The organism is Microbacterium sp. S308A+ (genome assembly GCF_049800815.1).
Taxonomy (GTDB): domain Bacteria; phylum Actinomycetota; class Actinomycetes; order Actinomycetales; family Microbacteriaceae; genus Microbacterium.
Window position 1 is genome coordinate 934550 of the sequence record NZ_JBNAFT010000001.1, and the last position, 24920, is coordinate 959469.

The window sequence follows — 24920 nt, forward strand, 5'->3', positions numbered from 1 at the left end:
TCCCACGACGCTAGCGTGGACGCATGCGCGTCTGTCTCGCCTCCACCTCGCCCGCCCGTCTCGCACTCCTGCGGCAGAGCGGGATCGAGCCGCTCACCCTCTCGCCGGAGGTGGACGAGGAGGAGGTGGCGAGGGCGGCGGAGGAGCGGCACGGATCCGCCCTCGCTCCCGCCGAGCTCGTCCTGCTGCTGGGCCGGGCCAAGGCCGCCGACGTCGCCGCCCGACTGCGCCGCGAGGACCCGGCTTTCGAAGGGATCATCGTCGGAGGAGACTCGATGTTCGCCCTCGACGGCAAGGTGTACGGCAAGCCGCATACCCCCGAGGAGGCGACGCGGCGATGGGCGGAGATGCGCGGTCGCACCGGGGTGCTGCACTCCGGCCACAGCGTGCATCTGCTGCGCCCCGGCGCAGAGCCGACCGAGGTGCACGCGGTCGCCGAGGCGACGGTGTCCTTCGCCGCCGACGTCTCGGACGAGGAGATCCGCGCGTACGTCTCCTCCGGCGAGCCTCTGCACGTGGCGGGGGCGTTCACCGTCGACAGCCTCGGCGGCGCCTTCATCGAGCGCGTCGAGGGCGACCCGTCCACGGTCGTGGGGATGTCGCTGTCGACGCTGCGCCATATGGTCGGCGAGCTCGGCATCCGCTGGACAGACCTCTGGGCCCCTCGCGGCCGAGCATCCTGAGCACGACAGGATTTAGTAGAGTGCCACCCACGGGGCCGTGCGATTCTTGTCGAGGGTCGTCAAAAGGATCCGCTCTCCGGTCGATAGGCTGACATCCATGCCTGAAATCGCCAAGGTGCTCGTCGCCAACCGCGGCGAGATCGCCGTCCGCATCATCCGCGCTGCGCGTGACTCCGGTCTCTCCTCCGTCGCCGTCTACGCGGACCAGGACCGCGACGCCATGCACGCGCGGCTCGCCGACGAGGCCTACGCGCTCGACGGCGCCACCAGCGCCGACACCTACTTGCAGATCGACAAGATCCTCTCCGTCGCCCGCCGTGCCGGTGCTGACGCCGTGCACCCCGGTTACGGCTTCCTCGCCGAGAACGCCGACTTCGCCCGTGCCGTCATCGGCGCCGGGATGACCTGGATCGGTCCCTCCCCCGAGGCGATCGAGGCCCTCGGCGACAAGGTGACCGCGCGTCACGTCGCCGAGAAGGTGGGCGCCCCTCTCGCTCCCGGGACCCCTGGACCCGTGGAGACCGCGGCCGAGGTCGTGGCCTTCGCCGAGCAGGTGGGGCTGCCGATCGCGATCAAGGCCGCGTACGGCGGCGGCGGCCGGGGCCTCAAGGTCGCCCGCGAGCTCGACGAGGTTGCGGAGATGTTCGAGTCGGCCACGCGCGAGGCGATCGCGGCGTTCAGTCGCGGGGAGTGCTTCGTGGAGAAGTACCTCGACAAGCCGCGCCATGTCGAGACCCAGTGCCTCGCCGACGCTGCGGGGAACGTCGTGGTGATCTCCACGCGAGACTGCTCGCTGCAGCGCCGGCACCAGAAGCTCGTCGAGGAGGCCCCCGCGCCCTTCCTCACCGCGGAGCAGAACCGGGTCCTCTACGAGTCGTCCAAGGCGATCCTGCGCGAGGTCGGCTATGTCGGAGCGGGCACGTGCGAGTTCCTGATCGGCGCCGACGGCACCATCTCCTTCCTGGAGGTGAACACGCGTCTGCAGGTCGAGCATCCGGTCTCCGAAGAGGTCACCGGGATCGATCTCGTCCGCGAGCAGTTCCGTATCGCCGCCGGCGGCGCGATCGACTACGACGACCCGGCGCCCCAGGGGCACTCGATCGAGTTCCGCATCAACGGCGAGGATCCCGGTCGCGGCTTCCTGCCGCAGCCCGGCCCCGTCACCGCGTTCAAGACCTTCGGCGGTCCCGGCCTCCGGCTCGACTCCGGTGTGACGGCAGGCGACGAGGTCTCCGGCGCCTTCGACTCCCTGCTCGCCAAGATCATCGTGACCGGCAAGGACCGCGCGGAGGCCCTGGAACGGTCCCGCCGTGCGCTGGACGAGTTCGAGGTCGCGGGTCTCCCCACCGTCCTCCCCTTCCACCGCAAGGTCGTCCGCGACCCCGCGTTCACCGCCGAGGACGGCGGATTCGGCGTGTACACACGCTGGATCGAGACCGAGTTCGTGAACGACATCCCCGCCTGGGATGGAGAGCTCGAAGCGCCGGCGGCAGCCGCAGGCCGTCACACCGTCGTCGTCGAGGTGAGCGGCAAGCGGCTCGAGGTGAGCCTGCCCGACCGCGTCGCCGCAGCCGCGGGCAGCGCCGGCCGGCCGGCCGCAGTGCCGCCGTCGCGACGAAGCCACGCGACGAGCGTGTCGTCCGGCGCATCCGGGGACGCCGTGAAATCACCCATGCAGGCGACCGTCGTCAAGGTGGCGGTCGAGGAGGGACAGCAGGTCGTGAAGGGCGACCTCGTCGTCATCCTCGAGGCGATGAAGATGGAGCAGCCGCTGCAGGCACACAAGGACGGCGTGATCGGGGCCATCAACGCGGCCGCCGGTGAGACGGTGTCCGCCGGGCACCAGCTCCTGACGATCAGCTGATCCGTCCCGCCGCGCCCTCGCCGCTCCGCCGGACGCGGGATCGCTAGGAGATGTTCACCTGGTGCATCGCGCGGGTGGCGTCGGTGATGCTTCCCGACAGCGACGGGTATGCCGCGAAGACGCGGGAGACCTGGTCCACGTTCAGCCGACGCTCGACCGCGAGCGCGATCGGGTAGATGAGCTCCGAGGCCTTGGGGGCGACGATCACGCCGCCGATCACGGTGCCTGACCCCTTGCGGGCGATGATCTTGACGAAGCCGTCCTTGATGCCCATCATCTTCGCGCGCGGGTTCGCGGCGAGCGGCAGCTTGAAGACGATCCCGTCGGCGGCGCCGTCCTCGACGTCCTTCTCGGAGAAGCCGACCGTCGCGATCTCCGGGGCGGTGAAGATGTTCGCCGTGATCTTGCGCTGCTCGAGCGGGATGACGATGTCGCCGAGAGCGTGGAACACCGCGGTGCGACCCTGCATGGCCGCGACCGAGGCGAGCGGGAAGAAGTTCGTGCAGTCCCCGACCGCGTAGATGTTGGGGACCGAGGTCCGCGCGACGCGATTGACCCTGACGTGCCCGGTCTCGGTGAGCTCGACCCCGGCCTCCGCCAGGCCGACGGCGGTGGTGTTGGGGATCGAGCCGACCGCCATGAGGCAGTGGCTCCCCTCGACCGTGCGCCCGTCCGCGAGCGTGACGAGGACGCCGTCGTCGGTCCGCTCGACCCGATCGGCGCGAGACTTGGAGAGGACCTGCATCCCGCCGCGTTTGAACACCTTCTCCAGCACCTTCGCGGCGTCCTGGTCCTCGCCGGGGAGGACCTGGTCACGGCTCGAGACCAGTGTCACCTTCGCGCCGAGGTTCATGTAGGCCGAGGCGAACTCCGCCCCGGTGACGCCGGATCCGACCACGATGAGGTGCTCCGGCAGCGCCTTCATGCTGTACAGCTGGGTCCAGGTGAGGATCCGCTCGCCGTCCGGCTTGGCCGAGTCGAGCTCGCGGGGCGATGCCCCGACGGCGACGACGAGCGTGTCCGCCTCGACCCGGTCGAAATCCGTCCCGCCGGGACCCGTGGACACGACGATCGCCCCCGGCCCGTCCAGCCGCCCGTGACCGGAGAGGATCCGGACCCCTGCCTCGACGAGCGCGGAGCGCATGTCGTCGGACTGCTGCCGCGCGAGGGTGAGAAGCCGGTTGTTCACGGCGGCGAGGTTGATTGCGACCTGGGGCTTGAGGGGCTTGCCCTCCGCGCCCTTCGCATAGAACTGGACGCCGAGGTCGGTGGCCTCGGCGATCGCCACCGCGGCATCCGCCGTGGCGATGAGGCTCTTGGAGGGGACGACGTCGGTGAGGACCGCGGAGCCACCGACGCCGACGCGCTCGACGAGCGTCACCTCCGCGCCGAGCTGGGCGGCGGCGAGTGCCGCCTCATAGCCGCCGGGACCGCCGCCGAGGACGGCGACGCTCTGCCTGTTCGCGAAAGGAGTCGAGGACATGGTCCCATTCTCCCGTACTCCGCGCCGCGGACGCGCATCGTCGGGTCCCACATCCGCTCATCCGCGTCCGACCGTGCTGTGATGGGCCGCTGGCCATAAGGTGATTGCATGGCTGACTCGAACAACCCTCTCGACAACCCGTCCGCCGATCCGTTCGCGATCGCCGCCGATGCCGCCGCGGACATCCACCGCCTCAGCGGGGTCGAGAGCCACGACATCGCCGTCACGCTCGGATCGGGCTGGGGCAAGGCCGCGGAGCTCGTCGGCGAGACCGTCGCGACGATCCCGGCCACCGAGGTCACCGGGTTCTCCCGTCCCGCGCTCGCCGGTCATGTGGGCACGCTGCGCAGCATCCGGACCCCCGGTGGGAAGCACGTGCTCGTCATCGGCGCACGCACGCACTACTACGAGGGTCACGGCGTCCGCCGGGTCGTGCACAGCGTCCGCACGGCCGCGGCGACGGGGGCCAAGGCCATGGTGCTGACCAACGGCGCCGGGGGCGTCCGCGAGACCTGGAGGCCCGGGCAGCCCGTCCTCATCAGCGACCACATCAACCTCACCGCCGACTCGCCGCTCGAGGGCGCGACCTTCATCGACCTCACCGACCTCTACTCGTCCCGGCTGCGCGATCTCGCGCGCACCGTCGACCCGTCGCTCGACGAAGGCGTCTACTGTCAGTTCCGCGGACCCCACTACGAGACACCCGCCGAGGTGCAGATGGCGAAGACCGTCGGCGGCGACATCGTCGGGATGTCGACCGCGCTCGAGGCAATCGCCGCGCGGGAGGCGGGCATGGAGGTCCTGGGCTTCTCCCTCATCACCAACCTCGCCGCCGGGATCCAGAAGACCCCGCTCAGCCATGCGGAGGTGATCGAGGCGGGTCGCGAGGCCGAGCCCGTGATCTCCTCCCTGCTGGCGCGCGTGATCGAGGCGCTGTGAGCGTCGAGCCGGGCGAGGACCGGCTCGCCCAGGCTCGGGCCTGGCTCCGCCAGGACCCGGACCCCGAGACCCGCGACGAGCTCGCCACGATCGTCACCCGAGCCGCCGCAGGCGACGCCACCGCGCTCGCCGAGCTGGACGACCGCTTCGGCGCGCGCCTCGCCTTCGGCACGGCGGGGCTCCGCGGCGAGCTCGCGGCGGGCAGCAACCGGATGAATCGGGTGGTCGTCGCACAGGCGGCGGCCGGATTCGCGGCCTTTCTCCGCGAGCGCGCCGCCGACACGACGCCGACGGTGGTGATCGGCTACGACGGTCGCAAGAACTCCCGCGTCTTCGCGAGGGACTCGGCCGAGATCTTCGCCGGCGCGGGGCTCCGCGCGGTCCTCCTGCCGCGTCTGCTCCCGACCCCGGTGCTCGCGTTCGCGGTGCGCCACCTGGGCGCCGACGCCGGCGTCATGGTCACGGCGAGCCACAACCCGCCGAACGACAACGGCTACAAGGTCTATCTCGGGGGCGACGACCAGGGGTCGCAGATCGTGTCTCCCGCGGACGTGGAGATCGCCGCACGCATCGCCCAGGTGGCCGCGGCCGGCGACGTCGCCGCCCTCCCCCGCTCGGCCGCCTACGAGATCGCGACGGAAGAGGTCGTGGACGCGTACGTCGCGGCCACCGCCGCCGTCGCACCCGCCCCGGAGGGCGCCGCGGGCCTGCGCTGGGTCTACACCGCGATGCACGGGGTGGGATGGGACACCTTCTCGCGCGTCGTCGCCGCGGCCGGCTATCCCGCTCCCCGGACGGTGGACGACCAGCTCGAGCCGGACCCGACCTTCCGCACGGTCTCGTTCCCGAACCCGGAGGAGCCGGGGGCGATGGACCTGTCCTTCGCCCTGGCCCGCGACGTGTCCGCCGATCTCGTGATCGCGAACGACCCCGACGCCGACCGGCTCGCGGTCGCCGTGCCCGACACCTCGGCTGCCGGGGGCTGGCGGAGACTGACGGGCAACGAGGTCGGCCTGCTGCTGGGCCGTCGCGCCGCCAGAGAGTCAGAGGGGACCGAGGGGGCGTCGCTGGCGTGCTCCCTCGTCTCCTCCCCCGGCCTCGGGGCGATCGCGGCCCGTCATGGGCTCGGCTTCCACGAGACCCTCACCGGCTTCAAGTGGATCTCACGCGCGCCCGGAATGGTGTTCGGCTACGAAGAGGCCCTGGGATATCTGGTGAACCCGGGAACCGTCCGCGACAAGGACGGCATCTCCGCCGCCGCCGCCCTGCTGGGCCTCGCCGCCGAGGCACGAGGACGGGGGGCGACGCTGCTCGACCTGCTGGAGGAGCTGGCCGGAGAGATCGGCCACTACGCGAGCGACCAGGTCTCGATCCGCGTCGAGGACGTCGCCGTGATCGAACGGATCATGTCGGCTCTCCGCGCCGACCCTCCGGCGGTGTTCGGCGATCGGGCGGTGTCGTCGGCCGAGGACCTGCTGACCGTGGGCGGCGATGCTCCTGCCGGTGATGTGCTCCGCTATCGCCTGGCCGACGGCTCCCGCGTGATCGTCCGGCCCAGCGGCACCGAGCCCAAGCTCAAGGTGTACATCGACGCCAGAGCCGAGTCGGCCGCCGACGCCGCGGCCGCCGTCGCCGCTCTCGCCGCCGCGATCAGAGCGCTCCTGGACCGGCTCGGCTGACGATGCCGGTCCGACCGGTCGTCATCCGCACCGCCGGCGGGGCGCACGCGCGCCCCGTCGCGGAGCTGGCCCGGCTGGCCATGTCGCATCCGGGACCTGTGACGCTCGCCACCGCTGACGGCACCCGCGTGGACCTCCGCAGCGTGCTGGCGGTCATGGACCTCGCGCTGCTCCCCGGCGACGAGGTGACCCTCATCGCCGACGGCCCCGGTGCGGACGACCTCCTGCGGGCTCTGGAGCGCATCCTCGCGGGCTGAGCGCCTCGTCCGACCCGCGTCCAGGCGGCCGCCCGGTCAGCCGTCGATCACCGCGACCAGTTCGTCCAGGAAGGCGGTGAACGTGGTGCCACGGCGGACGATGCGCTGCACGCTCTCGCCCTCGCCGAACACCTCGACCAGCTGCTCGAAGATCGTCTGGAACGCTGCCCGGTCCTTCTCGCTGAAGGCTGCGAGCGCCACGACCTGGACCCGTCCCGCACCCCAGCCGACGGAGCCGTCGGCGACACCGATCGCGATCGCCGTGCGCTGCGCGGTCATCTGCAGCGCATGCGGTACGGCCAGCGCGTCGCTGAACGCGGTCGAGGACAGGCGCTCACGGAGGATCGTGTTCTCGACGTAGTCAGCGCCGATGATGCCCCTGGCCTCGAGAAGCGCGCCGAGGCGGCGGATCAGGGCCTCGGCCCCCTCGTCCGGGATCGGGCACAGGAACGCGTCCGCGGAGAGGTATCGCCCGAGCTCGTCCCGCAGCCGGGTGAGCCGCCGCGCGCGCCGAACCCGCGCGGCGGCCTGCTGGACCCGTTCCACGTCGGCGTCCGTGAGGAACGGCTGCACGCGCACCACCCGGTCCGACCCCGTCGGCGGGTCGATCGTGCTCAGCACGAGATCCGTGTCGATCCCCGCCCAGTCCGGATCGATCTGGGTGACGACCCCGGTCACTTCGATGGCGGGGCCCAGCGACCGGTCCACCTGCGAACGCAGCACCTCGTGCAGTTCGTAGTAGCCGGGGCACACGATCGTCGCGGTGAGCAGGGAGTCCGCGCGACGGCTGCGCTCGAGGCGCCCGCCGATGTGCATCGCGACATAGGCGATCTCGTCGTCGTCGATCCGCAGGCCGAGCCTCTCGTGCAGACCGCTGACGACCGAGACCGCCACTTCGAAGATCATCGGGTAGGCGGACTTCAGCGAGCGGGTGAGCGGGTTGCGGGTCCGCGTCTCCTCCTGCACGCGCCGCCGGAGGTTCTGCACGTGCAGGGCGAGGCGCAGGATGAACGCCTCGTCGACGAGGTCGACCTGATAGTCCGCGGCGGCCTGCTCGACCTCCACCCGCACCGCGGCCTCCACCTCGGGATCCAGGCCCGCGCGGGCGGCGGCGGCGGGGTCCGCCGAGCCGGGCGCGACGACCCGGGTGAGCACGAGCCGCGCGAGGTGCGCCCGATCCCCTGCGCCCAGCTCGACGCCGAGGCGTTGGCGCGAAAGCCGTCCGATGACCTCGGCGACGGCGCCGTGCTCGTCGACGTCGTCCGCCGCGCGGTCGATCGCACGGCCCGCCGCGACCCTGTCGGCCGCGATCGCGATGTGAAGCAGGACGTCGGAGATCGCGAGCTCGTTGACGTAGTATCCGAGAGCTCCCAGCTCGGCGACGAGGTCGGCTTTGAACGGGGCGACGGCCTCGGCGGAGACGACGCTTCCCTCCAGCGCCGATCGGAAGGGGTCGACGGGGAACTCTGCAGCCTCGATCTCGTCGTGCGCCAGTCTGCTCAGCAGCCGCCGCTGCGCCTCCTCCGGCCCGCCGAGGCGCACGGTCTCCCGTTCCCGGTCCAGGGCGAGCCCCGTCCCCTCGAGGAGCGAGCGGACCCGCCCGAGGTCGGCCTCCAGGGTGGCCTCGCTCACGTGCAGGTCCTCGGCTGTCGTGTAGACGTCGATCCCGGCGGGAGCGGACAGGAGCGCCCGCACGAGCCGATGCAGCCGCGCACGCGGAGTGGTCTCGGCGCCGGATCGGGCCCGGAGCGCCGCCCCGGCCGCCGTTCCCGCCCGATAACCGGCAGGACCGGACTCGACGGCGTCTCCGCCCGGCACCCGCGTGTTGAGGGCCGCGACGTAGTTGCGCACGCTCCGCGGCGTCACCCCTAGCACGTCCGCGAGGCGAGCGGCGGTCATCCAGGCGCCGTCGCGCAGCAGTGCGCTCAGCAACCGATCCTGACGCCGAACCGACACGTTCCTCCGCTCCGCCCGTTCCCTCCGCGCCGCGCGCGGTCCCTCCTCATGATGTCAGGTGGCGCGGCGAAGGGGGTCGGAGACGGGGTTCCGCGGGGGCGGAAGAGATCCTGGTGGCCCTTCCCCCGACGCGGAAAAAGAATGGCAGAGGAGGAAAGGGCATCGATGAGGATCCATGTGGTGTGCGGCGCCGGCGCCTCGAGCACGTTCGTGGCGGCGCGACTACGCCGTGCAGCGCTCGCCGCCGGCCACGACTGGGAGGTCGCCGCCACGGCGATCGACGCCCTCAGCCCGTTCGCCGACCTCGTCCTGATAGGGCCGCACGTCGCCGACCGCCGTGAGGAGATCGTACGATCCGCGCCACGGGCGCGTGTCGTCGTGCTGCCCGAAGACGCTTTCGCCGACCTCGACGGGAGACAGACGCTCGCCCTCATCGAGGCCACCGCCTGGGAAGGAACGCCATGACCGCCATCACCCGTACCGTTCGCATCGCCTCGTCCCACGGACTCCATGCTCGTCCGGCGAAGCTCTTCGCGCAGGCCGCGAAGGACACCGGTCTCGCCGTGTCCATCGCGAAGGACGCAGGGAAGCCCGCCAATGCCGCGAGCATCCTCGGTGTGATCGCTCTCGGCCTGGAGCAGGGCGACTACGTGACCCTCTCCGCCGAGGGAGAGGGCGCGGAGCGAGCGCTCGACGTCCTCGCCGAGTTCCTCGCGACCGACCACGACGAGGACGCGGCGTGAGGACGCTCCGCGGCGTCGGCATCGGGCAGGGGGTCGCCCAAGGCGCGGTCGTCCGGATGGCGGAGCCCCTCCCCGCTCCGCAGAGCACGCCCAGCGCGATCGGCGCCGATGAGGAGCGCCGTCGCGTGCGCGTGGCCGTCGCCGCCGTCGCCGGCGAGCTCCAGCGCCGTGGCGCGGAGGCCGGCGGATCGGCGCAGGAGGTCCTGGAGGCGCAGGCCATGATCGCCGAGGACCCGACGCTGCAGGACGAGGTGGACGCGCGGATCGACGACGGCGTCACCGCCGAATGGGCCGTGCACGACGCGTTCGCCGGCTTCCGGGCGACGCTCGAGGCCGTCGGCGGCTATCTCGGCGAGCGCGCCGCGGACCTCGACGACATCTCGCAGCGGGTCCTCGCACAGCTTCGGGGGCTCCCGGCACCCGGAGTCCCCGATCCCGGCCACCCGTTCGTCCTCGTCGCCCGCGACCTGGCCCCGGCCGACACCGCGCTGCTGAACCTGGAGAAGGTCCTGGCCCTGGTGACGTTCGAGGGCGGACCGACCTCGCATACCGCGATCCTCGCGCGTGAGAAGGGCATCGTCGCCGTCGTCGGCGCCGCCGAGGCCCGGGACCTCGCCACGGGGACGCCGGTGATCGTCGACGCCGCCTCCGGCACCGTCGTCGCAGATCCTGGGAAGGACGATCAGGAGCGCGCCGCGCAGCGGATCGCCGACCGGCGGTCCGCGGACGCCGCGCCCGCCTCCCCCGGTGCCCTCGCCGACGGCACGCCTATCGCTCTGCTGGCGAACCTGGGAAGGCCCGCCGACGCGGCAGAGGCCGTCTCGCGGGGCGCCGAAGGGGTGGGGCTCTTCCGCACCGAGTTCCTGTTCCTCTCCGCGACGCAGGCCCCGACCGTGTCCCAGCAGCGCGAGGCGTATCGTGAGCTGCTCACCGCCTTCCCCGGCAAGAAGGTCGTCGTCCGGGTGCTGGACGCCGGCGCCGACAAGCCCCTCCCGTTCCTCAACGACGCTCACGAGGAGAACCCTGCGTTGGGCCTCCGCGGCCTCCGCGCGCTGCGAGCGAGCGAGGACATCCTCCGCGAGCAGCTCACCGCCCTCGCCGAGGCCGACGCCGAGACCGAGGCCGACCTGTGGGTCATGGCCCCCATGGTGGCCACGGTCGAGGAGGCCGCGTACTTCTCCGCCCTCGCCGGAGAGCTGGGCCTGCGGATGACGGGCGTCATGATCGAGGTCCCCTCCGCGGCTCTCCTGGCCGACCGGATCCTCCGGGAGGCGGACTTCGCCTCGATCGGCACGAACGACCTCACCCAGTACACGATGGCCGCAGACCGGCTGCTCGGCTCCGTCGCCGGTTACCAGGACCCGTGGCACCCCGCCGTCCTCCGTCTCGTCGCCGAGGTCGGCGAGGCCGGACGCCTCCTCGGCAAGCCGGTGGGAGTGTGCGGCGAGGCCGCCGCGGACCCGCTCCTCGCCGTCGTGCTCGCGGGCCTCGGCGTCGGATCGCTCTCGATGGCTCCCTCCGCGCTCGCCGACGTCCGCCGCGCGCTCGCCGCCCACACCCTCGACGACGCCCGACGGATCGCCGCGGCTGCCATGGCCGCGGACGACGCCTCCAGCGCGCGCGCCGCCGCGTCAGCGTCGTCCTGACCCGTCACCACCGCTCCTGCCCGACACCCACCCCCGCACAGAAAGCGACCACCATGACGACGACGTCACCCCCCACCGCTCAGCCCGGCTCCGTTCGCGTGGCCGTGCAGCGGTTCGGCACGTTCCTCTCCGGCATGATCATGCCGAACATCCCCGCGCTCATCGCATGGGGCATCATCACGGCCTTCTTCATCCCCGTCGGCTGGACGCCGAACGAGGGGCTGGCGACGCTGGTCGGCCCGATGATCCACTACCTCCTCCCGCTGCTGATCGCCTACACCGGCGGCTCCATGGTCTACGCGGTCCGCGGCGGCGTCGTCGCGGCGATCGCGACGTTCGGCGCCATCGCCGGCTCCGACCTCCTCATCGCGAACTACAACGCCGAGATCCTCGCCGCCGACCCTGACGCGGCGCCCCTCGGTCAGGTGCACATGTTCATCGGCGCGATGATCATGGCGCCCCTCGCCGCCTACACGATGAAATGGCTCGACAGACTCTGGGAGGGCAAGGTCCGCGCCGGCTTCGAGATGCTCGTGAACATGTTCTCGGCAGGCATCTGGGGCTTCGCGATGGCCATCGTCGGGTTCTACCCGATCGCCTGGTTCGTCAACGGCCTCATGAACGTGCTGAGCACCGCGGTGAACTGGCTGGTCGAGAACAACCTGCTCCCGCTCACGAGCATCCTCATCGAGCCGGCGAAGGTGTTCTTCCTCAACAACGCGATCAACCACGGCGTGCTCACCCCGCTCGGCACCCAGCAGGCGACCGAGTCGGGCCAGTCGATCCTCTTCCTCCTGGAGGCGAACCCCGGTCCTGGCCTCGGGCTCCTCCTGGCCTTCGCCGTCCTCGGCGTCGGCGCGGCGCGGGCGACGGCTCCCGGCGCGGCGATCATCCAGTTCTTCGGCGGCATCCACGAGGTCTACTTCCCGTACGCGCTGATGAAGCCGGCGCTCATCCTCGCGCTGATCGCGGGCGGGATGACCGGAGTGACCACCAACATGCTGCTGGGCGGCGCCCTCCGCGCACCCGCCGCTCCGGGGAGCATCATCGCCGTGCTCGCGCAGACGGCGACCGGCGCCTATCTCGCGGTGATCCTCTCGGTCGTCCTCTCGGCCGCGGTGACCTTCCTCGTGGCCGCCGTGATCCTGCGCGCCTCCCGCAAGCGCGACCTGGCCGCGGAGGCCGCGGGCACGGGCTCCTTCGCCGAGGCGATCCGCCGCACCGAGGCCAACAAGGGCAAGTCCTCGGACGCGCTCTCCGGCCTGGCGTCCTCCGCCGGGGCGACGACGGAGACGACGACGCCCGCTGCCTCGCCCGCGGCGCCGGTCACGAGCATCGTGTTCGCCTGCGACGCCGGCATGGGCTCCTCCGCGATGGGCGCGAGCGTGCTGCGCAACAAGCTCAAGAAGGCCGGGATCGAGGGCGTCACCGTGGTCAACAAGGCCATCGCCAACCTCGACGCCACCGCCGACCTCGTGATCACCCAGCAGCAGCTGACCGATCGCGCGCGTGCGCAGAGCCCGAACGCGATGCACGTCTCCGTCGACAACTTCATGAACTCGCCGAAATACGAGGAGGTCGTCGAGCTCGTCCGCCGACAGCAGGAGCCCGGCGCCTGATCCCGGGCGGGCGGAGAGACCATCCGCCCGCCCTCCCGTCCCACCGATCGCGGACGTCGTCCGCTGCAGAGAGGAAACCCCGATGAGCATCCTGACCCTCGACCAGATCCGCATCCACTCCGGCTCCGCCACCCAGGACGAGGCCCTCGGCGAAGTGGCGGGACTCCTCGGCGCCGCCGGGGCGGTGACCCCCGCCTACCTCGACGCGATGCGCGCGCGCGAGCAGACGGTGTCCACGTTCATGGGCAACGGCCTGGCGATCCCGCACGGCACGAACGAGGCCAAGGACGAGATCCTCGCCTCGGCTCTCGCTGTCGTCCGCTACGACGGCGGCGTGGACTGGGCGGGCGACCCGGTGACCTTCGTGATCGGGATCGCCGGACGCGACGACGAGCACCTGGAGATCCTGTCCCGCATCGCGATCCTCTTCTCCGAGGAGGACGACGTCGCGCGGCTCGCCGCCGCCGCGACCCCCGAGGAGCTTCTCTCCCTCCTCTCGGAGGTGAACGGCTGATGCCGACCGCGGTCCACTTCGGCGCCGGCAACATCGGGCGCGGGTTCGTCGGCCTGATCCTGCACCAGGGCGGGTACGACGTCGTCTTCTCCGACGTCGCCTCGACGCTCGTCGACGCGATCAATGCCGCTGACCGCTATACCGTGCACGAGGCGGGACCGGGCGGCCGGGATCACGAGGTGACCGGCTTCCACGCCGTCGACAGCGGGCGGGACCCCGAGCGCGTCGCGGACGAGATCGCCCAGGCGGACCTCGTCACGACCGCGGTCGGCCCCACCGTCCTCCGCTTCGTCGCACCGACGATCGTCGCAGGGCTCACCCGCCGCTCCTCCGACCTTCCTCCCCTTGCGATCATGGCGTGCGAGAACGCGATCGGCGCGACCGACCTCCTCCGCGCCGAGGTCGAGGCCGCCGCCGGCGACGACGCCACGACGCTGCTGGCCCGCGCGGTGTTCGCGAACACCGCGGTCGACCGGATCGTCCCCGCCGCGCAGCCGGCGAGCGGAATCGACGTCGTCGTCGAGCCCTACTTCGAGTGGGCGATCGAGTCGGGACCGTTCGGCGGACGTCTCCCGAACCTCCCCGCCGCGCATTTCGTGGACGATCTCGCCCCGTACATCGAGCGCAAGCTCTTCACCGTCAACACCGGGCACGCGGCCGCCGCGTACCACGGGGCACGGGCCGGGCACGGGACGATCGCCGAGGCGCTCGCCGATCCGCAGGTCGCTCAGGCCGTGGAGGCGGCGCTCGAGGAGACCGCCGCGGTGCTGACCGCCACTCGCGGACTGGACCCGGCGGAGCTGGCCGCCTACCGGGCGACGATCCTGGACCGCTTCCGCAACCCCGAGCTGCCCGACACGGTCACGCGCGTCGGCCGTCAGCCGCTGCGCAAGCTCTCGCGTCACGAGCGGTTCATCGCCCCCGCCGCCACCGCCGCGGAACGGGGCCTTTCGACCACGGCGCTCGTCGCCGCGGTGGGCGCCGCCCTGGCGTTCGACGTTCCCGAGGACGACGAGTCCGTCCGGCTGCAGGTGCTCCTGCGCACCCGGGACGGGGAGGGCCTCACCACGGAGGTCACCGGGCTCACGGCGGAGCATCCTCTGTTCCCCTCCGTCCGCGAGGCGGTCTCGGCGCGCCAGGCCGATCTCTGACCCGCCCGCCGGCGGAGCCCGGTCGGATCAGGACACCTCCGCCGGCGCCGGGAAGCGGGACCGGCCGGCAGAGCCGCTCCGATCGGCACGAGCGCGATCGGCCCCGCAGACAGCCGGGGCGACGGCCGGACTACGCTCGGGGCATGGAGTTCGCCACGACCGTCACCCTGGAGAACGGCTTCGTCCGCCTCGAACCGCTCCACGTGGATCACACCGAGGAGCTCGCTGCGGCCTCGTCCGAGGCGGAGCGCCCGTGGTACACCTCCGTCCCCTCGCCGGAGGAGGTCCCCTCCGAGATCGACCGGCGCCTCGCGCTGCGGGACGCCGGGACGATGAACCCCTTCGCGATCCGCCGTCTCTCCTCGGAGCGCCTGGTCGGGATGACCACGTTCTGCAACATCGACCAGCCCCACCGGCGGGTGGAGATCGGCTACACCTGGCTCGGCCGCGAAGCGCAGGGAACCGAGGTCAATCCCGCCGCCAAGCGACTGCTCCTGGGGCACGCGTTCGAGGAGTGCGACGCGATCTCGGTCCAGCTGTTCACCCACTCGATGAACCATCGCTCCCGTGCCGCGATCGAACGTCTCGGCGCGAAGCTCGACGGGATCCTCCGCAGCCATCGGATCATGCCAGACGGCTCACTGCGCGACACCGCGGTCTACTCAATCCTCCCGCACGAGTGGCCTGCGGTCCGCCACGGCCTGGACGCCCGGCTGGACCGTCGACACGCGGACTGAGCGCCACCTCTCTGCCCCGAGCGGCACCGCTCAGGAGTCGAAGCCCTCGGCGATCATCTCCACGAGCTCCTCTCGCTCCTCCACCGGGAGGAAGGCGCCGGCGGCGGCGTTGAACTGGAACGACTCCAGGTCCTCGAGGTCGTAGCCGAAAGCGTCGACGAGGAGAGCCAGCTCCCGGGTGAGGGAGGTCGCGCTCATCGTCCGGTTGTCCACGTTCACGGTGACGGCGAAGCCGAGCTGGTACAGCAGGTCGAAGGGATGGTCGGCGAGCTCGGAGCCCCAGGCCGAGACGGCGCCGGTCTGGAGGTTGGAGGACGGCGAGAGCTCGAGCGGGATCTCGCGATCACGCACCCAGCGTGCGACGTCTCCGAACCTCACCTGCACCTCGTCGCCTTCGCGCCCCATGATCTCCAGGTCCTCTGCGATCCGCACGCCGTGTCCGAGCCGCAACGCGCGCCCGTCGATGAGCGCGCCCCGCACGGAGTCGACCCCCGCGGCCTCGCCCGCGTGGACGGTCACCGGGAACATCCGGTCGGCGAGGTAGTCGAACGCGACGCGATGCCGCGAGGCGGGGAATCCGTCCTCGGGACCGGCAAGGTCGAAGCCGACCACGCCACGGCCGCGGAAGGCGACCGCGAGCTCCGCGATCTCGCGGGAGCGGTCGGTATGGCGCATCGCGGTGACGAGCTGACCCACGCGGATGCTGTGTCCCGCGCGATCCGCGACGTCCTCACCCTCCTCGATCCCCTGCTGGACGGCCTCGACGGCTTGCTCCAGGGTGAGGCCCCCGCCGAGGTGCTGCTCGGGAGCCCAGCGTGCCTCGCCGTAGATCACGCCGTCCGCGGCGAGGTCCTCGACGAACTCCTTGGCCACCCGGCGGAGCCCCTCTGCGGTCTGCATCACAGAGACCGTCGCCTCGAAGGTCTTGAGGTATTCCACGAGGGAGCCGGAATCGCTCTGCGCGGAGAACCATGCCCCGAGTGCTGCCGGGTCCGGCGCAGGAGGGGTGATCCCGGCCGCGTCCGCGAGCTCGATCACGGTGGCCGGACGCACCGCGCCGTCGAGGTGATCGTGCAGCGAGATCTTCGGAAGGCTCCGCAGGGAGATGCCCTGGACGTTGACATCGCCGTTCGCGTCGATCGACATTTCAGACCCTCTCGGTCGAGTGTGCAGAAGGAGTGACGGACGCGAGACGCTGCCCGCCCTCAGCCTAGGCGGTGATCCGCTCCCGCACGAGAGGCGCCTCCGCCGGCGCCTCCGCACCGATCTCCCACGCGCCCTCGAGCGCCTCGAGTGCCCGCGGGAAGCGCGCCTCCTCCTCCGCCGACAGCGTGAAGAGCACGTCCCCCGCGCGAACCCGGCCTCCGGGCTTCACCCGCAGATCGATCCCCGCGGCGTGCACCACCGCGTCCTCCGCGCGAGCACGACCCGCCCCGAGCCGCCACGCGGCGACGCCGAACGGCAGGGCGTCCATCCTCGTGACGAAACCGTCCGCGTCAGCGGTCACCGTGTGCGTCTCGCGGGCGATGGGCAGCGCGGCAGCGGGGTCGCCGTCCTGCGCGCGGATCATCGCGTTCCAGACGTCCATCGCGCGTCCGCCGTCCAGCGCCCCCTCCACATCGGCGTCCGGCTGGCCGCTCAGCGCGAGCATCTCCCGAGCGAGCGCCAGGGTCAGCTCACGCACATCGGCGGGCCCTCCCCCGGCGAGCACCTCGACCGACTCCCGCACCTCGTTGGCGTTGCCGATCGCAAGACCCAGCGGAACGTTCATGTCCGTGAGGAGAGCGGTCGTCGAGACGCCGGAGTCCGTGCCGAGCTCGACCATGGTCCTGGCGAGCTCGCGGGCCCGCTCGATGTCCTGCATGAACGCCCCTGAGCCGAACTTCACGTCGAGCACGAGCGCGTCCGTGCCCTCGGCGATCTTCTTCGACATGATGCTGGAGGCGATCAGCGGGATCGCCTCCACCGTCCCTGTCACGTCCCGGAGGGCGTAGAGCTTCTTGTCCGCGGGGGCGAGACCCGAGCCCGCCGCGCAGATCACGGCACCGACGTCGCTCTGCATCTGCACGAACATCTCCTCGTTCGACAATGCCGCGCGCCAGCCGGGGATCGACTCGAGCTTGTCGAGCGTTCCGCCCGTGTGGCCGAGCCCGCGTCCGGACAGCTGGGGCACCGCGACCCCGAAAGAGGCCACCAGCGGAGCCAGCGGGAGCGTGATCTTGTCGCCGACGCCGCCCGTGGAGTGCTTGTCGACGGTCCTCTTGCCGAGCGCCGAGAAGCTCATCCGCTCCCCGGTCGCGATCATCGCGTCCGTGAGGATGCGGATCTCGGAGCGCTCCATGCCCCGCTGGAACACGGCCATCGCGAACGACGCCATCTGCGCGTCCGAGACGTATCCGCGCGTGTACGCGTCCACCATCCAGCGCAGCGCCTCCTCCGGCACCGCACCGCCGTCGCGCTTGGCGCGGATGACGTCGACGGCGTCGAACGGCTCGATCGCAGCGGTCATCGTGCTTCCTCCAGGTCCCGCGGCCCGAACGCATCGGGCAGCACCTCATCGATCGTGCGGATGCCGGAGACGGTCTCCAGGAGCATCCCCGGCATGGCGTGCTCGAACAGGAGCTGGCGGCAGCGGCCGCACGGCATGATCGTCTCCCCGTCGCCGTTCACGCAGACGAAGGCGACCAGCCGTCCGCCGCCCGACATGTGCAGGTCGCCGACCAGGGCACACTCAGCGCAGAGCGTCACGCCGTAGGAGGCGTTCTCGACGTTGCAGCCGGCGACGACCCGTCCGTCCGCGACGAGCGCGGCGGCGCCCACCCGATACCCCGAGTACGGCGCGTATGCCTTGCGCATCGCCTCCGTCGCGACCACGCGCAGCTCGTCCCAGTCGATGTCCATCGCGTCGTCTCGCCCTCTCATGCCTTGATGTACGGCTCGCCGTCGGCAGCCGGCGGCCGCGAGCGCCCGACGAGACCGGCCACCGCGAAGATCGTCACGATGTACGGCAGCATCAGCATGAACTGGCTGGGCACCGGAGAGCCGATGACGCTGAGCACCCCCTGCAGGTTCGAGGCGAAGCCGAACAGCAACGCCGCGAAGGTCGCCTTGAGCGGATCCCACTTGCCGAAGATCACCGCCGCGAGGGCGATGAAGCCCGCGCCCGCGGTCATCTCCCGGTTGAACGACGGCACGGAGACCAGCGTGTAGAACGCACCGCCGAGGCCGGCGATGGCGCCCGCAAGCAGGAGGTTCAGGTAGCGCGTGCGCTGGACCTTGATGCCCACCGTGTCGGCGGCCTGCGGGTGCTCGCCCACAGCACGCAGCCGGAGGCCCCAGCGGGTGCGGTACATGCCCCACCACACGAGGAAGACCACGACGTACATGAGGTATACGACGATCGTCTGCCGGAACAGGATCGGGCCGAGCACAGGGATCTCGCTGAGCAGCGGGATCGGCAGCGGCCTGAAGGGCTCCGGGCTGTTCAGCAGCTCCTTGTTCGGGGCCAGCACCTGACGGAAGAGGAAAGTGGTGAGACCGATCACGAGCACGTTGAGCACCACGCCGACGATCACCTGGTTGACGTAGTACGTGATGGCGAACACGCCGAGCACGAGCGCCACGAGGACGCCGGCCACCATCGCGGCCACAAGACCGGCCCACGGGCTTCCTGTCAGCGAGGCGGCGATCGCGGCGCAGAAGGCGCCGGCGAGCAGCTGCCCCTCGATGGCGATGTTGACGACGCCCGCGCGCTCCCCGACGACGCCGCCGAGCGCGCCGTAGATGAGCGGGGTCGCAAGGGCCAGCGCACCGGCGAGAAGGCCGATCATCGGCAGCGTCCCGCCGGCGGACGCCCAGGCGAGGAACCCGATCAGGAGGACGAGGATGTAGGCCGCGACGAGCCACATCGACTTCCGACGCTGCCGGGCCAGCCAGAACGAGACCGCTGTGAGAGCCACCAGCAGGACCGCCGCGACCCACGCCGTCGGAGTCGCAGGGAGCACGAGGTCGGGCAGGGCGATGACCTCGTGCCCCGCCGTCAGGCGGAAGGTGCTCATCCCCTCGCGAGGCGCGAGGAGCGGCAGGAGAGCGAAAAGCACCGTGAAGATCGCGAAGATCACCGGAGTCTTCCAGGACACGACGGCGACGGTCCGCGGCGTGCCGATCACCGGGGCTTCGACGGACGCACTCATGCCCCCACCTCCTTCTTCGCGGCGCGGCGTTGGCGACGCGTGGGCTTTCCCGGCTGAGGGATGCCGAACATGGCGCGAACCAGCGGCGGCGCGGCGATGAAGAGCACGATCAGCGACTGGACGACGAGGATGATCTCCACCGGCACCTGCTGGGACGCCTGCATCGCGAAGCCTCCGGCCTTGAAGGCGCCGAAGAGGATGCCGGCACCGAGGATGCCCAGCGGGGTGGAACGCCCGAGGAGGGCGACGGTGATCGCGTCGAAACCGATCCCGGCGTCGATCCCGCCGCTGAAACCGTTGGTCTCGGTCCCGAGCACCTGGCTGACGCCGGCGAGACCGACCAGCGCGCCCGCGATGATCATCACCAGGAAGTACATCCGTCCGACGCTGATGCCGGCGACCTTCGCGGCCGAGGGGTTCTCGCCCACGGCCCGGAACCGGAATCCGAGGCTCGACCGCTCCAGAAGCCACCAGGTGAAGCCCACGGCGACCAGCGCGATGAGGAACCCGGCGTGCAGTTTGTACGAGGGCCCGAGGATCTGCGGCAGCACCGCGGTCTCGGCCATCGGCGCGGTCTTGGGGTTGTTCGACCCCGGCGCCTGCAGCACCCCCTGGGTCGCCAGCATCCACGCCAGGAGGTAGAACGCGATGTGGTTGAGCATGATCGTCACGATCACCTCGTGCGCCCCGGTCCGCGCCTTCAGCAGGCCCGCGATACCGGCCCACAGCGCCCCTGCGACGATGCCCGCGATGATCGCGAGCGCCATGTGCAGCGGGAAGGGCAGATCCATCGCGGTCGCCACCCACCCGGCGGCGGCCGCGGCCATGAGCATCTGGCCCTGTCCACCGATGTTGAAGAGGCCAGCGCGGAAGGCGAGGCCCACGCCGAGGCCGGCGGCGATCAGCGGGGTGGCGAACTTGAGCGTCTCCGTGAGCGGCCGGATCCCCAGCGCGAAGCTGGGGGCACGGAAGTTGTACACCGCCCCCTGGAAGAGCGCGACGTAGGCACCGGAGACGGCGTCCCAGATCGCCTGGAAGGTGTCGCCCGGGCGCTGGAAGAAGTAGCCGGCTGCGGCCTGCACCTCTCGATCGGTGAAGGCGATCATGATCGAGCCGACGATCACCGCGGCGAGGACGGCGAGGAACGAGACCAGGCCGTTTCCGGTGACGACCCGCTGCCAGGCCAGCCGCCACTTCGAGGGCTCGGGAGCGCTCCCGTCGAGCGGGGGTGACGCCGGCGTTCCCGGCGTCTGGGTCTGCGCGGCGGTCATGCCCTGTCCTCCTCGACATGGTCGTCGGCGGCGACGGCCGGGGACGGCGCGTCGGCGTGCGGGGCGGCCGGCCCCTCGGGGACGGCGTCGGCCATCCCCGCCATCATGAGGCCGAGCTGGTCGCGCGGGGTGTCCCCCGGCACGATTCCCACGATCCGGCCCCGGTACATCACGAGGATCCGATCGGCCAGGGCGGCCACCTCGTCGAGCTCGGTGGAGATGACGATCACGGGGACGCCTGCGTCCCTCGTCTCGATCACGCGCTTGTGGATGAACTCGATCGATCCGACATCCACGCCGCGGGTCGGCTGGGCCGCGACGAAGAGAGACAGCTCCCTGCTGAGCTCCCGGGCGAGGACCACCTTCTGCTGGTTGCCCCCGGAAAGGCGTCCGACCGCCTGTCGCGGGCCCTGGGTGCGGATGTCGAACTCCGCGATCTTCTCCCGGGCGAAGGTCTCGAGTGCCCTCTGCTGCACGGTCCCGCCGCGGACGAACGGCGCGCCCTCGGAGCGGTCGAGCATCAGGTTCTCGGCGATGGAGAACTCTTTCACGAGCCCGTCGACGCTGCGGTCCTCCGGGACGAAGCCGACTCCGCTGTCCAGGATCTGGCGGACGGAGCGCCCCACGAGCTCCTCGCCGTCGAGGCGGATGCTCCCGCGCACCTTCTCTTGGAGCCCGACCAGGGCCTCGGTGAGCTCGGTCTGGCCGTTGCCCTGCACCCCGGCGATCGCGAGCACCTCGCCGCCGCGGACCTCGAAGGAGGCGTCGTCCACGAGAACGGTCCCCGCGGCGTCCGTCACCGTGAGGTTCTCGACCACGAGAGCGCGGTCGTTGAGCACCGGCTGATCCTTGTGGACGGTCAGCTCCACCGCGCGGCCGACCATCAGGGAGGCCAGCTCCTCGTTCGATGCCGTGGGCGAGGCCTCGCCCACCACCTTGCCGAGCCGGATGACGGTGATCTTGTCTGCGACCTCGCGCACCTCGCGGAGCTTGTGCGTGATGAAGACGATGGAGGTGCCCAGATCGCGGAGCCGCCGCATCGTCGTCATCAGCTCGTCGGTCTCCTGCGGCGTCAACACCGCCGTGGGCTCGTCGAACACGAGCACCTTGGCGTCGCGAGAGAGCGCCTTGATGATCTCCACGCGCTGCTGCACGCCGACCGGAAGGTCCTCGACGACGGCGTCCGGATCCACGTCGAAGCCGAAGCGGTCGGAGATCTCCCGCACCCGTCTGCGGGCCGCGGCGACGTCGAGACGGCCGCCGAACGTCGTCTGCTCGTGCCCGAGCATGACGTTCTCGGCGACGGTGAACACCGGGATGAGCATGAAGTGCTGGTGCACCATGCCGATCCCGGCCGCCATCGCATCGCCCGGCCCGGTGAAGCTCCGCACCTCGTCATCGAGCAGGATCTCGCCCTCGTCGGCCTGGTAGAGACCGTAGAGCACGTTCATCAGCGTGGACTTGCCTGCGCCGTTCTCGCCGAGCAGACAGCGGATCTCGCCGGGCTGAACCGTGAGGTCGATGTGGTCGTTGGCCGTCAGCGCGCCGAATCTCTTCGTGATGCCGCGCAGTTCGAGCTTCATGTGTCGATCCTATTCAGGCGCGTCGGCGCGCCAGGGACGGGAGCGGAAAGAAGGGGAGGCCGGCCGAAGCCGACCTCCCCGGTGCGGTCCTGGGACCTACTTCGCGAGATAGGACGCGACGGCGATCTTGCCGTCGATGATCTGCTGCTTGACCTCGTCGACCTTGGTCATCAGCGCGGCGTCGACCTTGCCCTCGAAGTTGTGCAGCTCGGCGAGCGCGACACCCTTGTTCTCGAGGGTGCCGATGTACGGCTTCGCGTCGAACTTGCCCTCGGCGCTGGCCAGGACGGCGTCCGCGGTGGAGAGGTCCATCGTCTTCAGGACAGAGGTCAGCACGTAGTCCGCCGTCGACGGGTCGGTCTGGAACAGGTCCGCGTCGACGCCGACGAGGGCCACGTCCTTGTTGGTCTCCTTGATCGCCTGCAGAGCCGACTGGTAGATCGGGCCGCCGACGGGCATGATCACGTCGACGCCCTGGTCGAGGATGTTCGTGGCGACCGACTTCGCCTCCTGGTTGGCCTCGAAGCCGCCCGTGAAGGAACCGGTCTTGCCGTCCCAGCCGACGACCGCGACGCTCTTGCCGTTCTCCTTGTTGTAGTGGTCGACGCCCTGCTTGAAGCCGTCCATGAAGATCGTCACGGTCGGGAACTCCATGCCGCCGAACGTGCCGACCTTGCCGGTCTTCGAGTATCCGGCGGAGAGGTAGCCGGCGAGGAACGCGGCCTCGGCCGTGTTGTAGAGCAGCGGCTTGACGTTGTCCGCGTCGGCCTTGCCGTCGTGGTCGTTGTCGGCGGCGTCGTCGACGAGGATGAAGTCGGTGTCGGGGCTGGCCTTCGCCGCATCGACAGTGGCGGCGGAGAGGGCGAAGCCGACCGCGACGATGGTCGAGCATCCCTGCGAGACGAGGCTCTCCACGTTCGGGGCGTAGTCGGTCTCGGCGTTGGACTCGACCTGGGTCAGCTTCACGCCGAGGGACTCGGCGGCCGTGGTCGCCCCCTCGAAGGAGAGCTGGTTGAACGACTTGTCGTCGAACCCGCCCATGTCCGAGACGATGCACGGCATGAAGTCGGAGGCCGCGGGCTTACCGGTGCCGGCGGGCTTGTCGGTCGGAGCCTGGCCACAGCCGGCCAGCGCGACGGCCACAGCGGCGACGACGGTCGCTCCGAGCAGCTTCTTGGTGGTAGAGATGGTCAACTCTTGCCTCCCCTGAACGCACCCGCGGCCATCGCGGGTCGATCAAAGTTACCTACTGTGACGCGCTTCCCGCATCTCGGCGGGATCAGCCACGAGGCAATGGTTACCAACCTGAAACCAAATGAGCGGAGGAAGTGCTCATATGAGCATGAACTCCTTCGCGCTACCGGCTTCAGAGCACGTCATCACGCCCCGTGACCTTGAGGGACTCGACGACGCCCTTCACCCGCTGCGCGTGCTCGGTGGTCGTCACCAACAACGCGTCGGGCGTGTCGACGACGACGATGTCGTGTACGCCCACCAGGCTGATCACCCGCGAGGTCTGGCTCACAAGGATGCCGCTCGCCGCGTCGGAGAGCACCCGCGCCGCGGGCCCGAGGACGGCCAGGTCGTTCTTGCGCCCGTTGGTCACGAGCTTGGTGAGCGAGGCGAAGTCGCCCACATCGTCCCAGTCGAAGTGCCCCGGGACAACGGCCAGGCGCCCGCGCTCTGCCGCGGGCTCGGCCACGGCGTAGTCGATCGCGATCTTCGGCAGGGTCGGCCAGATCCGGTCCACCGCGGGGCCGCGGCGCTCCCGATCGTCCCAGACCTCGGCCAGCTCCATGAGACCCGCGTGCAGCTCGGGCTGGTGCAGGGCGAGCTCGTCGAGCAGGACCCCTGCCCGGGCGATGAACATTCCCGCGTTCCAGAGGTATGCGCGGTCGGCGACGTAGCCCTTCGCGGTGTCCAGGTCCGGCTTCTCCACGAAACGCTCCACGAGGGCCGCCTCACGCGCGCCCTCGACGACGAGCTCCCGCCCCTGCTTGATGTATCCGAAGCCGACCGCCGGCTCGGTGGGTGTGATCCCGATCGTGCAGATGTACCCCTCCCTTGCGACCTCGACGGCGTCACGAACGGCGAACTCGAACACACGCGTGCCCCGGATGACGTGGTCCGCGCTGAAGGAGCCGATGATGACATCGGAGTCGCGACGATGAAGGATCGCAGCGGCGAGACCGATCGCCGCCGCCGACTCGCGCGGCTCGGACTCGAGGATCACGTTCGCGTCGGCGATGCCGGGAAGCTGTGCCTCCACCGCGGCGCGGTGCGCCCGACCGGTGACGACGGCGATCCGCCCCGGACCCGTCAGCGGCTCCAGGCGGTCCCAGGTGTCGCGGAGCAGGGACTGGCCCGATCCGGTGAGATCATGCAGGAACTTCGGGGCGTCGGCCCTTGAGAGCGGCCACAGCCGGCTGCCGATCCCCCCGGCCGGGATCACGGCGTAGAAGTCACGGATCGAATCGCGCATGAGGCCCACCCTATCGAGCGCTCCCCTGCCTTCCCTGGGCGCCCAGGACCCTGGCTAAGGGTCGCCTTCGTCGCTCTCAGCTTGCTGACAGGAATAGGATGGAGACGATCGGGCGTGCCC

The 24920-nt window shown here is 70.9% G+C and carries 22 protein-coding genes; 12 read left to right on the forward strand and 10 right to left on the reverse strand.

Translation table 11 applies throughout. The features are described from left to right. Nucleotides 1-23: 23 nt before the first annotated feature. A complete protein-coding gene (locus tag ACP15J_RS04380; RefSeq protein WP_424935277.1) occupies nucleotides 24-683 on the forward strand; it encodes a Maf family protein in 660 nt (219 codons plus the stop codon). A 97-nt stretch (nucleotides 684-780) separates the two neighbouring features. Next, on the forward strand, nucleotides 781-2547 hold the full coding sequence (locus ACP15J_RS04385; RefSeq protein ID WP_424935276.1) for an acetyl/propionyl/methylcrotonyl-CoA carboxylase subunit alpha: 1767 nt from the start codon (nucleotides 781-783) through the stop codon (nucleotides 2545-2547). Between the two features lie 43 nt (nucleotides 2548-2590). On the opposite strand, the gene ACP15J_RS04390 is transcribed toward ACP15J_RS04385, so the two are convergent. Beyond that, nucleotides 2591-4030, reverse strand: a complete 1440-nt coding sequence (locus ACP15J_RS04390) for an NAD(P)H-quinone dehydrogenase (protein ID WP_424935275.1) — start codon at nucleotides 4028-4030, stop codon at nucleotides 2591-2593. Between the two features lie 108 nt (nucleotides 4031-4138). Here ACP15J_RS04390 and ACP15J_RS04395 point away from each other — a divergent pair, with 108 nt between their 5' ends. From ACP15J_RS04395 to ACP15J_RS04405, 3 genes are read left to right on the forward strand one after another with little or no spacing between them, the layout of a single operon-like run. Beyond that, nucleotides 4139-4969: a purine-nucleoside phosphorylase gene (locus ACP15J_RS04395; protein ID WP_424935274.1), complete on the forward strand. Its 831-nt coding sequence runs from the start codon at nucleotides 4139-4141 to the stop codon at nucleotides 4967-4969. Next, nucleotides 4966-6648 carry a phospho-sugar mutase gene (locus ACP15J_RS04400; protein ID WP_424935273.1) on the forward strand — a complete coding sequence of 561 codons (1683 nt, stop codon included), beginning with the start codon at nucleotides 4966-4968 and terminating at the stop codon, nucleotides 6646-6648. The genes ACP15J_RS04395 and ACP15J_RS04400 overlap by 4 nt, the downstream gene beginning before the upstream one ends. A 2-nt stretch (nucleotides 6649-6650) precedes the next feature. Then, entirely contained in the window at nucleotides 6651-6905 is a 255-nt protein-coding gene (locus tag ACP15J_RS04405; protein WP_424935272.1) for an HPr family phosphocarrier protein, read from the forward strand. Nucleotides 6906-6941: 36 nt separating this feature from the next. Here ACP15J_RS04405 and ACP15J_RS04410 read toward each other — a convergent pair whose 3' ends face one another. Beyond that, entirely contained in the window at nucleotides 6942-8804 is a 1863-nt protein-coding gene (locus tag ACP15J_RS04410; protein WP_424980885.1) for a BglG family transcription antiterminator, read from the reverse strand. Between the two features lie 222 nt (nucleotides 8805-9026). Between ACP15J_RS04410 and ACP15J_RS04415 the strand changes: the two genes are divergently transcribed. From ACP15J_RS04415 to ACP15J_RS04445, 7 genes are all read left to right on the forward strand, one after another. Continuing rightward, nucleotides 9027-9326, forward strand: a complete 300-nt coding sequence (locus ACP15J_RS04415) for a PTS sugar transporter subunit IIB (RefSeq protein WP_424935270.1) — start codon at nucleotides 9027-9029, stop codon at nucleotides 9324-9326. Continuing rightward, nucleotides 9323-9604: an HPr family phosphocarrier protein gene (locus ACP15J_RS04420; RefSeq protein WP_424935269.1), complete on the forward strand. Its 282-nt coding sequence runs from the start codon at nucleotides 9323-9325 to the stop codon at nucleotides 9602-9604. Before ACP15J_RS04415 ends, ACP15J_RS04420 begins: the two co-directional genes overlap by 4 nt. Nucleotides 9605-9660: 56 nt before the next feature. Continuing rightward, nucleotides 9661-11250 carry a phosphoenolpyruvate--protein phosphotransferase gene (gene ptsP, locus ACP15J_RS04425; protein ID WP_424980886.1) on the forward strand — a complete coding sequence of 530 codons (1590 nt, stop codon included), beginning with the start codon at nucleotides 9661-9663 and terminating at the stop codon, nucleotides 11248-11250. A gap of 53 nt (nucleotides 11251-11303) precedes the next feature. After that, on the forward strand, nucleotides 11304-12869 hold the full coding sequence (locus ACP15J_RS04430; RefSeq protein ID WP_424935267.1) for a PTS mannitol transporter subunit IICB: 1566 nt from the start codon (nucleotides 11304-11306) through the stop codon (nucleotides 12867-12869). Between the two features lie 82 nt (nucleotides 12870-12951). Beyond that, the gene (locus ACP15J_RS04435) at nucleotides 12952-13383 is read left to right on the forward strand and encodes a PTS sugar transporter subunit IIA (RefSeq protein WP_424935266.1); all 432 of its coding nucleotides are present in this window, start codon (nucleotides 12952-12954) and stop codon (nucleotides 13381-13383) included. Then, entirely contained in the window at nucleotides 13383-14534 is a 1152-nt protein-coding gene (locus ACP15J_RS04440) for a mannitol-1-phosphate 5-dehydrogenase (protein ID WP_424935265.1), read from the forward strand. Before ACP15J_RS04435 ends, ACP15J_RS04440 begins: the two co-directional genes overlap by 1 nt. Nucleotides 14535-14677: 143 nt before the next feature. Beyond that, entirely contained in the window at nucleotides 14678-15271 is a 594-nt protein-coding gene (locus ACP15J_RS04445) for a GNAT family N-acetyltransferase (protein ID WP_424935264.1), read from the forward strand. 30 nt (nucleotides 15272-15301) lie between these two features. Here ACP15J_RS04445 and ACP15J_RS04450 read toward each other — a convergent pair whose 3' ends face one another. The 8 genes from ACP15J_RS04450 to ACP15J_RS04485 all read right to left on the reverse strand — a co-directional run bounded on the left by ACP15J_RS04450 (nucleotide 15302) and on the right by ACP15J_RS04485 (nucleotide 24800). Continuing rightward, on the reverse strand, nucleotides 15302-16417 hold the full coding sequence (locus ACP15J_RS04450) for an adenosine deaminase (RefSeq protein WP_424935263.1): 1116 nt from the start codon (nucleotides 16415-16417) through the stop codon (nucleotides 15302-15304). Between the two features lie 64 nt (nucleotides 16418-16481). After that, a complete protein-coding gene (locus tag ACP15J_RS04455) occupies nucleotides 16482-17780 on the reverse strand; it encodes a thymidine phosphorylase (RefSeq protein WP_424935262.1) in 1299 nt (432 codons plus the stop codon). After that, the gene (locus ACP15J_RS04460) at nucleotides 17777-18193 is read right to left on the reverse strand and encodes a cytidine deaminase (RefSeq protein ID WP_424935261.1); all 417 of its coding nucleotides are present in this window, start codon (nucleotides 18191-18193) and stop codon (nucleotides 17777-17779) included. The genes ACP15J_RS04455 and ACP15J_RS04460 overlap by 4 nt, the downstream gene beginning before the upstream one ends. Further along, nucleotides 18190-19464: an ABC transporter permease gene (locus tag ACP15J_RS04465; protein ID WP_424935260.1), complete on the reverse strand. Its 1275-nt coding sequence runs from the start codon at nucleotides 19462-19464 to the stop codon at nucleotides 18190-18192. Before ACP15J_RS04465 ends, ACP15J_RS04460 begins: the two co-directional genes overlap by 4 nt. Next, nucleotides 19461-20735 (reverse strand): ABC transporter permease, encoded by a 1275-nt coding sequence (locus ACP15J_RS04470; RefSeq protein WP_424935259.1) that lies wholly within the window; start codon nucleotides 20733-20735, stop codon nucleotides 19461-19463. The genes ACP15J_RS04465 and ACP15J_RS04470 overlap by 4 nt, the downstream gene beginning before the upstream one ends. Next, nucleotides 20732-22318, reverse strand: coding sequence for an ABC transporter ATP-binding protein (locus ACP15J_RS04475; RefSeq protein ID WP_424935258.1), 1587 nt, complete (start codon nucleotides 22316-22318; stop codon nucleotides 20732-20734). The genes ACP15J_RS04470 and ACP15J_RS04475 overlap by 4 nt, the downstream gene beginning before the upstream one ends. Nucleotides 22319-22414: 96 nt before the next feature. Continuing rightward, on the reverse strand, nucleotides 22415-23512 hold the full coding sequence (locus ACP15J_RS04480) for a BMP family lipoprotein (protein WP_424935257.1): 1098 nt from the start codon (nucleotides 23510-23512) through the stop codon (nucleotides 22415-22417). A gap of 172 nt (nucleotides 23513-23684) precedes the next feature. Then, nucleotides 23685-24800 carry a mannose-1-phosphate guanylyltransferase gene (locus tag ACP15J_RS04485; protein WP_424935256.1) on the reverse strand — a complete coding sequence of 372 codons (1116 nt, stop codon included), beginning with the start codon at nucleotides 24798-24800 and terminating at the stop codon, nucleotides 23685-23687. Between the last annotated feature and the right edge of the window lie 120 nt (nucleotides 24801-24920).

Coding starts and splice junctions, on each gene's coding strand:
- ACP15J_RS04380 (WP_424935277.1), top strand. CDS start 24: ATGCGCGTCTGTCTCGCCTCCACCTCGCCCGCCCGTCTCGCACTCCTG.
- ACP15J_RS04385 (WP_424935276.1), top strand. CDS start 781: ATGCCTGAAATCGCCAAGGTGCTCGTCGCCAACCGCGGCGAGATCGCC.
- ACP15J_RS04390 (WP_424935275.1), bottom strand. CDS start 4,030: ATGTCCTCGACTCCTTTCGCGAACAGGCAGAGCGTCGCCGTCCTCGGC.
- ACP15J_RS04395 (WP_424935274.1), top strand. CDS start 4,139: ATGGCTGACTCGAACAACCCTCTCGACAACCCGTCCGCCGATCCGTTC.
- ACP15J_RS04405 (WP_424935272.1), top strand. CDS start 6,651: ATGCCGGTCCGACCGGTCGTCATCCGCACCGCCGGCGGGGCGCACGCG.
- ACP15J_RS04410 (WP_424980885.1), bottom strand. CDS start 8,804: ATGACCGCCGCTCGCCTCGCGGACGTGCTAGGGGTGACGCCGCGGAGC.
- ACP15J_RS04415 (WP_424935270.1), top strand. CDS start 9,027: ATGAGGATCCATGTGGTGTGCGGCGCCGGCGCCTCGAGCACGTTCGTG.
- ACP15J_RS04420 (WP_424935269.1), top strand. CDS start 9,323: ATGACCGCCATCACCCGTACCGTTCGCATCGCCTCGTCCCACGGACTC.
- ptsP (WP_424980886.1), top strand. CDS start 9,661: ATGGCGGAGCCCCTCCCCGCTCCGCAGAGCACGCCCAGCGCGATCGGC.
- ACP15J_RS04430 (WP_424935267.1), top strand. CDS start 11,304: ATGACGACGACGTCACCCCCCACCGCTCAGCCCGGCTCCGTTCGCGTG.
- ACP15J_RS04435 (WP_424935266.1), top strand. CDS start 12,952: ATGAGCATCCTGACCCTCGACCAGATCCGCATCCACTCCGGCTCCGCC.
- ACP15J_RS04440 (WP_424935265.1), top strand. CDS start 13,383: ATGCCGACCGCGGTCCACTTCGGCGCCGGCAACATCGGGCGCGGGTTC.
- ACP15J_RS04445 (WP_424935264.1), top strand. CDS start 14,678: ATGGAGTTCGCCACGACCGTCACCCTGGAGAACGGCTTCGTCCGCCTC.
- ACP15J_RS04450 (WP_424935263.1), bottom strand. CDS start 16,417: ATGTCGATCGACGCGAACGGCGATGTCAACGTCCAGGGCATCTCCCTG.
- ACP15J_RS04455 (WP_424935262.1), bottom strand. CDS start 17,780: ATGACCGCTGCGATCGAGCCGTTCGACGCCGTCGACGTCATCCGCGCC.
- ACP15J_RS04460 (WP_424935261.1), bottom strand. CDS start 18,193: ATGAGAGGGCGAGACGACGCGATGGACATCGACTGGGACGAGCTGCGC.
- ACP15J_RS04465 (WP_424935260.1), bottom strand. CDS start 19,464: ATGAGTGCGTCCGTCGAAGCCCCGGTGATCGGCACGCCGCGGACCGTC.
- ACP15J_RS04470 (WP_424935259.1), bottom strand. CDS start 20,735: ATGACCGCCGCGCAGACCCAGACGCCGGGAACGCCGGCGTCACCCCCG.
- ACP15J_RS04475 (WP_424935258.1), bottom strand. CDS start 22,318: ATGAAGCTCGAACTGCGCGGCATCACGAAGAGATTCGGCGCGCTGACG.
- ACP15J_RS04485 (WP_424935256.1), bottom strand. CDS start 24,800: ATGCGCGATTCGATCCGTGACTTCTACGCCGTGATCCCGGCCGGGGGG.